The following is a 6,980-nucleotide window of genomic DNA, read 5'->3' as shown; positions in this document are numbered from 1 at the left end:
ATGGTCATGCAGCAGCACCTTCGGCGCCCGAACGATCTCCGCCAACGAAACAGCCACCATGGGTGGAGGGTAGTAGGTTCCGACGGCGCACTCCGGCACGGGACACGGGTAGAGCCGATGCCAAACACGGGACACGGGTAGAGCCGATGGCCAGCACGGGGTATGGCCCATGCCGGCGCGGATGCCGGTCGGCCGGCCAGGCAGGATGTCGGTGATGCTCGCCGACGTACTGCCGTACCTGCGCTGCCCGGTCTGCCACGCGCCGCTCGCTGCCCACGACGGCGGCGTCCCCCGCGATGGTGACATCCACGGCAACACCGACGGCACCGTACGGACGCTGCGCTGCCCGGCTGGACATAGCTTCGACGTGGCCCGGCAGGGCTACGTGGATCTGGTGACCGGCCGGGTCCGGCACGCCGGCGACTCCACCGAGATGGTCGCCGCCCGCGACGAGTTCCTTCGGACCGGGCATTTCGACATGGTCGCCACGGGTCTGGTCCGAGCGGTGGGCAGCCCGGACCCGGGCGACCGGGCCACGGACGACCGAGCCACGCGCAGCCCGGCCCCGGACGACCGGGCCGGGCCGTTCGTGGTCGATGCCGGCGCCGGAACCGGGGCCTACCTCGCGGCGGTGCTCGAGGCGCTGCCCGGTGCCGTCGGGCTCGCCCTGGATCTGTCCAAGGCGGCGGTACGCCGGGCCGCCCGCGCCCATCCGTCGGCCGCTGCGGTCCGCTGCGACACCTGGCGGCCGTTGCCCATTGCCGACGCCTGCGCCGACCTGGTGCTGAACGTGTTCGCTCCGCGCAACGGCGGGGAGTTCGCCCGGATCCTGCGGCCGCGCGGTGCGCTGATCGTGGTAACCCCGCTGCCCGACCACCTCGGCGAGGTGATCGGGCCACTCGGGTTGCTTCGGGTGGACCCGGCGAAGGACGACCGTACCGGCGCGGCGCTACGGCACCACTTCGACCGGGTCGCGCTGCACGTCCTGCGCCGACGGCTGCTCTTGTCGCACCGCGACGTCACCGCGTTGGTACGGATGGGACCGAGCGCCCGGCACACTGACCCGGCCGACCTGGCGTCGGCGATCGCCGCGCTACCGGAGCCGGTCACCGTCACGGCCGCGGTCCAACTGGCGGTCTACCGCTGCCGGCAACGCACCTGACCGGTCGCCGAGGTGCGTGGCGTCGTGCACCGGGTCGCGGACGTCCGACCGAATGACGGGATGACGGGATGACGGATGACCGGTCAGGTCGACAGGTCGACCTCTTCCCACCCGGGCGGTGCGTCGTGGTACGGGCCACGGAAGACGACCGCCCATTCCAGGGCCCACCGTCGTTGCCCGATGGCGTTGGCGTCCACCACCCCGGGCAACGGGTCACCCCGCCGTTCCGCCTCCAGGTAGCCCCAGTCCAGGCAGTAGTAGAAGTCGAGCAGTACGGCAGCCTCGGCCGCGTCGCGGGGAGCGACGAGGGTCCGGGAGCGCCATTGGGCGAAGGTTTCGCCGGCCGCCAGGTGCGGCAGCAACGCCATCAGTCGGTCGTCGGAGACCGCGACCGGGTCGAGGTGCCGGGTCAGCCCCAGCACCCAGGCCAACGCGAAGATCGCGTCGTGGTGCAGGACGAACGAGCGGTGGTCGCCGCGCCCCCCGATGACGAACTGCCACTCTGGCGGGGTGACCAGCTCTACCAGGTGCGAGTTGAGCAGCCAGCTCATCGCCGCCTGCGGCGGCATCCCGAAGCAGCGGGCCAGCACCAGATGCAGGATCGCGGTGCGGGCCTCGATCTCCGGGGTGGGCCGCAGCTCGACCCCGTCGCCCGGCTCCCAGACCAGCGGAAAGCCGGCCGGAGGCAACGGTAGACGGAGCCGGCGCAGCTCGTCGAGACTCTCCGCGCGAATGGCCCGGGGGTCAGGAGCGAGTACGGTCACAGGCTTCGTTCCCTGCTAGTCGGCGTCGGCTTCCTCCTGAACGGACCCCCCCCGGCGAGGCAGGATATCCGCTCTGTGTCACGGGTACCACGACAAGGGGTGTCGGTACGCCGGTCGCGGTGGATCAGGCGATCCGGTCGACGACCAGCTCGGTGGTCGCCGGTGGCACGTCAGTGAGCTGAACGGGATCCGTCGGGCCGAACCCGCCGGAGAGGGCCGGCAGCACGTCGGCGATCCGGCCGGGATCGTCGGCGCGCAGCTCGACGAGGGGGTCACCGGCCCGGACCGGCTCCCCCGGCCTGCGGTGCAGGATCACTCCGGCGGCGGCGCTGACCGGATCCTCCTTGCGGGCCCGGCCGGCACCGAGCCGCCAGGCGGCCACCCCGATCGCGCGGGCGTCGACCGCGGCGACGTAGCCGTCCCGGTCGGCGCGGACCAGTTCGGTTTCGGCGGCGACCGGCAGCGGGGCGTGCGGATTTCCGCCCTGAGCGGCGATCATCGCACGCCAGGTGTCCATCGCCCGGCCGTCGCGCAGCGCGGCGGCCGGGTCGGCGTCGGGCAGCCCGGCGGCGTCCAGCATTTCGCGGGCCAGCGCGAGGGTGAGCTCCACGACGTCCGCCGGCCCACCGCCGGCGAGCACCTCGACCGATTCGGTCACCTCGACGGCGTTGCCGACCGCCCGACCGAGCGGGGTGGACATGTCGGTGAGCAGGGCGACCGTGCGGACGCCGTGTGCGGCACCCAGGTCGACCATGGTGCGGGCGAGCTGCCGGGCGTCGGCGACCGACGCCATGAAGGCTCCGCTGCCGACCTTGACGTCGAGGACCAGCGCGCCGGTGCCTTCGGCGATCTTCTTGCTCATGATCGAGCTGGCGATCAGCGGGATCGCTTCGACGGTGCCGGTGACGTCGCGCAGTGCGTACAGCTTGCGGTCGGCCGGGGCGAGGCCGTCGCCGGCCGCGCAGATCACCGCGCCGACGTCACGTAGCTGGTCGACGAAGCGGGCGTTGGTCAGGTCTGCCCGCCAGCCTGGGATCGACTCCAGCTTGTCCAGGGTGCCACCGGTGTGGCCGAGCCCTCGGCCGGACAGTTGCGGTACCGCCGCGCCGCAGGCGGCGACCAGCGGGGTCAACGGCAGGGTGATCTTGTCGCCGACGCCGCCGGTGGAGTGCTTGTCGACGGTGGGCCGGCCTACGCCGGACAGGTCGAGCCGCTCGCCGCTGGCGATCATGGCGGCGGTCCACCGGGCGATCTCGGCGGTCTCCATGCCGCGCAGCAGGATCGCCATGGCCAGGGCCGACATCTGCTCGTCGGCGATCTCACCCCGGGTGTACGCGGCGATGGTCCAGTCGATCTGGGCGTCGCTGAGCCGGCCACCATCGCGTTTGGTGCGGATCACGTCGACGACGCCGGCTATCTTGGTGCGCTCACTAGACAAATCGGTCATACCTTCACGATGGCTCCAGGGTCGCGGGCGACGCTGGACAGGGGCGGAGTAGGAAATCGGCTGCCGGGTGCTCGCGGTGCTACCGCACTCGATCAGCCGGTCCAGCGGGTGCTCACCTCGGTCGGCGGATCACCTTCGCCGGCCCAGGAGACGCCGCCGTCGGCGTCGACCACCACCACCCGGTGGGTACGCGCCCGACCCCAGGCCACCACCGATTCGGCCGACGGCCAGCTCGGTGCCTCCTCCAGGATGCCCGATCCGGCCGCCTCGCCGGTGGATTCGGACCGTTCCCAGTAGCCGGTCCAGACCAGCTCGCCGCCGGCCGAGTCGGGGTGCACGAAGACGGTGCCCCGGCCCCGCCACTTGGCCAGCCGGGCCGGCACCGCGGTGTCCGGCGCCACCACCGGGCGCCCGGCCGCGTCGGCTCGCCCGACGTGCTCGGTGCCGACCCGGTCCCGCTCCACCGCGCCACGACCGGTGCCCCGGCCGAGGCCGCCGCCGGGGGCGAGCGCGGCGGCGGCGAGATCCGCCGGCCCGAACGCGTGCGGCAACAACTCCGCCACGGTCAACGGCGCCGGCAGCGCTTCGACCTGGCATTCCGGCCCGCCGTGCTCCCAGAGCAGCTGGCGGCACCGCCCACACGGCATCAGCGGCTGGCCGTCCCCGCCGACGCAGGACAGCGCCACCAGCCGGCCGCCGCCGGTGCTGTGCAGCGACGAGACGACACCACACTCGGCGCAGAGCACCACGCCGTACGCGGCGTTCTCGACGTTGCAGCCGACCACCACCCGGCCGTCGTCGACCAGTCCGGCCGCGCCGACCGGGAAGTTCGAGTACGGCGCGTACGCGTGCCGCATCGCCTCGGTCGCGGCCCGCCGCAGCTCCACCCAGTCGATCTCCACGACTGCCCTCCTCACCTGCACCGGCCACCGCCACCGGCCGGTCGGTCCGGTTCGTGCGACCGGACCTGACCGGCCAGTAGTAAACGGTAACCGGCGTTGATCAGGCTTTGATGTAGGGCTTGCCGTCGGCGGCCGGTGCCCGTACCCGGCCGACCAGTCCGGCGACCGCGAGCAGCGTCGCCAGATAGGGCAGCATCGCCAGGAACTGGCTCGGGATGGCGCTGCTGATCGCCCCCAGATAGGCACCGAGCTGGTCGGCGAAGCCGAAGAACAGCGACGCCAGCAGCGCCCCGGTCGGGCTCCACCGGCCGAAGATCATCGCGGCGAGGGCGATGAAGCCCTTGCCGCCGATCATGTTCTTGGTGAACGAGTAGAGCAGCAGGGTGTACGACCCGCCGCCGATCCCGGCCACCATGCCGGCCAGCAGCACGTTGCGGTAGCGCAGCCCCAGCACCCGTACGCCGAGGGTGTCCGCCGCGATCGGGTGTTCGCCGATCGACCGGGTCCGCAGCCCCCACCGGGTCCGGAACAGCGCCACGTTGATCACCACGACCAGGATCAGCGCCAGGTAGAGGAAGATGCTGCCGCGGAACAGCGCCGGCCCGAGCACCGGGATGTCGGACAGCAGCGGGATCTCCCAGGTGCCGAAGTGCGGCGGCTGGTTGTAGGCCGGCTGGTCGGTCTGCATCAGCCGCTCGTAGAGGAACCCGGTCAGACCGATCGCGAACAGGTTCAGCACGATGCCGATGACCACCTGGTCGACCAGGTAGCGGATGGCGAACAGGGCCAGCAGCAGCGAGATGAACGCCCCGCCGAACGCGGCGGCGATCAGCCCGACCCAGACGTTGCCGGACATGGTGCCGATCAGCGCACCGGCGAACGCGCCCATCAGCAGCTGGCCCTCGATGGCCACGTTGACCACCCCGGAGCGCTCGCAGAGCACCCCGGCCAGCGAGCCGAAGATCAACGGCAACGCCAGCAGGAAGGTGCCCCGGACGATGTTGACCATCGGCATGAAGTTCTGCCCGGTCGGCGCGGTGGAGATCTGCCAGCAGAGGAAGCTGACCACGAAGCCGACGATGCCGACGCCGAGCAGCCAGCGGAACCAGCGGACACCGTACGGGCTGAGCAGCAGCGCGCCGGCGGCGAGGGTCGCCAGGCCGAACAGCACCGCGCCCAGGTTGCCGGGGATCCGCAGCGCGGCCCCGCCGGCGGTCTCGCTGAGCGTGAACCGGGCCTGCTGCTCGGCGGCGAGCGAGCCGAAGACGGCCGCCGCGACCACGCCGGCGGCGACCAGGACGGCGCCGCTGATCCGGGTACGGTTCCAGAACCGTTGCACCACCGCCACCGGGGCGTCAGTTGCGATCATGGTGGACAACGCGGTCACCAGCCCTTCGCCATGCTGGTCTGCAACCGGGCGGACCGGGCCGCCCGGAGCTGGAAGATCGCCTTCACCAGGGCGGGGGCGGCGATGAAGATGACGATCAACGCCTGGAGCACGGTGACCAGCTCCAGCGAGATGCCGGAACCCGACTGCATCGCGTTGCCGCCGGCCCGCAGCGCCCCGAACAGCAGCGCCGCCAGCGCGACACCCCAGGGTCTGACCCGGCCGAGCAGGGCGACCAGGATGCCGTCGAAGCCGATCTGGGCCGCGACCAGCGGGGTCAACGCGTTCGCCGTAGAGCCCAGCACCATGTTGGCGCCGCCCAGCCCGGCCAGCCCGCCGGCGACCACCATCAGCAGTACGTAGGTGCCGGTGACGCTGATCCCGGCGGTCCGCGCGGCGTCCGGGTTGGCGCCGACGGCCCGCAGTTCGAAGCCGAACGTGGACCGGTTGAGCAGCCACGCGACGGCTGCGGTGACGACGACCGCGAGCAGGATGCCGGCGTGCACCCGCAGCCCGTCGCCGAGCAGCCGGGGCAGCTGGGCGGTGGTGTCCACCGGCCGGCTGATCGCGTCCGGCCGGTCCGGGTTCTGCACGCCGGGCTGCACGATGATCCAGGTGAGGAAGTACAGCGCCACGTAGTTGAGCATGATCGTGGTGATCACCTCGTGGGCACCGGTGCGCGCCTTGAGGAAACCGGGGAAGAACCCCCACAGCGCGCCGCCGAGCGCCCCGGCCAGCACCGCGACGACCACGTGCAGCACCAGCGGCAGGGGCAGCAGGAAGCCGGCCAGCGCGGCCACCACGACGCCGATGATCGCCTGCCCCTGGGCGCCGATGTTGAACAGGCCGCCCCGGAAGGCCAACGCGACCGACAGCCCGGTGAAGACCAGCGGCGCGGTGTAGGTCAGCGTCTCGGAGATCGGCCGGAACACCGTGGACCACTCGGTGTCCCCGGCGAAGAAGGACCGTACCGCCGCCGGGTCGATCACTGAGCCCTTGAACAGGTTGGCGTACGCCTCGCTGACCAGGGTCCAGCTGGCGGACAGCGCGTCGGCCGGGCGGGCGAAGAAGTAGGTGTAGGTGGCGAGCACCTCCGGGTCGGAGACGATCATCAGTATGCCGCCGATGACGACGGCCAGCAGCAGCGCGAGCACCGTCACGGTGACCGTGTTGGCGGCCCACAGGTTGTGCAGGAAGCGCTGGCCGAGGGAGTCACCGCCGCCGGGGGCGGGCGGGCCGGTGCCGGCGGGCTGCTCGGCGTCGGCGGCGTCGGCGTGCGCCGGTGCGGGCCCGGCCGGAGCCGGACCGTTCACAGGTC

At 72.2% G+C, this 6,980-nt stretch carries 6 protein-coding genes; 1 reads left to right on the top strand and 5 read right to left on the bottom strand.

Annotated features, from left to right (window positions below; all coding sequences use genetic code 11):
- The first annotated feature begins 214 nt into the window (after positions 1 to 214).
- Complete coding sequence (locus tag ACFHWT_RS30855) at positions 215 to 1,162, top strand: putative RNA methyltransferase (RefSeq protein WP_416598168.1); 948 nt, start codon at positions 215 to 217, stop codon at positions 1,160 to 1,162.
- Positions 1,163 to 1,245: 83 nt separating this feature from the next.
- Here ACFHWT_RS30855 and ACFHWT_RS30850 read toward each other — a convergent pair whose 3' ends face one another.
- The 5 genes from ACFHWT_RS30850 to ACFHWT_RS30830 form a co-directional block, all read right to left on the bottom strand.
- Complete coding sequence (locus ACFHWT_RS30850; protein ID WP_416598167.1) at positions 1,246 to 1,926, bottom strand: DUF4272 domain-containing protein; 681 nt, start codon at positions 1,924 to 1,926, stop codon at positions 1,246 to 1,248.
- Between the two features lie 124 nt (positions 1,927 to 2,050).
- Entirely contained in the window at positions 2,051 to 3,373 is a 1,323-nt protein-coding gene (locus ACFHWT_RS30845) for a thymidine phosphorylase (protein WP_416598165.1), read from the bottom strand.
- 92 nt (positions 3,374 to 3,465) lie between these two features.
- On the bottom strand, positions 3,466 to 4,275 hold the full coding sequence (locus ACFHWT_RS30840) for a cytidine deaminase (protein ID WP_416598164.1): 810 nt from the start codon (positions 4,273 to 4,275) through the stop codon (positions 3,466 to 3,468).
- 100 nt (positions 4,276 to 4,375) lie between these two features.
- The gene (locus ACFHWT_RS30835; RefSeq protein WP_416598171.1) at positions 4,376 to 5,653 is read right to left on the bottom strand and encodes an ABC transporter permease; all 1,278 of its coding nucleotides are present in this window, start codon (positions 5,651 to 5,653) and stop codon (positions 4,376 to 4,378) included.
- Between the two features lie 5 nt (positions 5,654 to 5,658).
- Positions 5,659 to 6,975 (bottom strand): ABC transporter permease, encoded by a 1,317-nt coding sequence (locus tag ACFHWT_RS30830; protein ID WP_416598170.1) that lies wholly within the window; start codon positions 6,973 to 6,975, stop codon positions 5,659 to 5,661.
- Positions 6,976 to 6,980: the final 5 nt, after the last annotated feature.

The organism is Micromonospora sp. LOL_021, assembly GCF_048060215.1.
Lineage (GTDB): Bacteria > Actinomycetota > Actinomycetes > Mycobacteriales > Micromonosporaceae > Micromonospora_E.
Note: the sequence above shows the minus strand (reverse complement) of the source record. Positions and strands in the feature narration are given on the sequence as shown.